The organism is Polaribacter sp. Z014, from assembly GCF_023555435.1.
GTDB lineage: Bacteria > Bacteroidota > Bacteroidia > Flavobacteriales > Flavobacteriaceae > Polaribacter.
On sequence record NZ_JALCZP010000131.1, the window covers coordinates 1 to 478 of the forward strand.

Genomic DNA, 478 nt, shown 5'->3' on the forward strand with positions numbered 1-478 from the left:
GTTATTGTACTGAAGGCGGGACTTGAACCCGCACGGCCATTACTGACCACTGGATTTTAAGTCCAGCGTGTCTACCAATTCCACCACTTCAGCATTGGAATTTTTATATAAAGTAAAAATTGATATTTTAATCAAAACTTACTTTCTGTATTATTTAAAAGATCTTTTTACTGTTGTCCTTGTTTCTAAGGGCTGCAAAGATACCACCTTTAATGATAATCTACAACATTTAAAGAAAAAATTAATAATAATTATTGTAATTTTTATTAATGTGTTAATTATCATTTGATTAAAATGAGTATTATCTTAAAAATAGTTAAATGTTATTACGAATTATTTTTTATAATTTTAAAAAAAAGGTGAGGAGCGGCTGGGGTTAAAAGCAAAAAACCGTTGAAAATCAAAAGATTAACAACGGTTATTGTACTGAAGGCGGGACTTGAACCCGCACGGCCATTACTGACCACTGGATTTTAAG

Annotated in this window: 1 tRNA gene; it reads right to left on the bottom strand. The window is 31.0% G+C overall.

What is annotated here, in order from left to right:
• Positions 1-7 precede the first annotated feature (7 nt).
• Positions 8-93, bottom strand: a tRNA-Leu gene (locus MPF19_RS19205).
• Between the last annotated feature and the right edge of the window lie 385 nt (positions 94-478).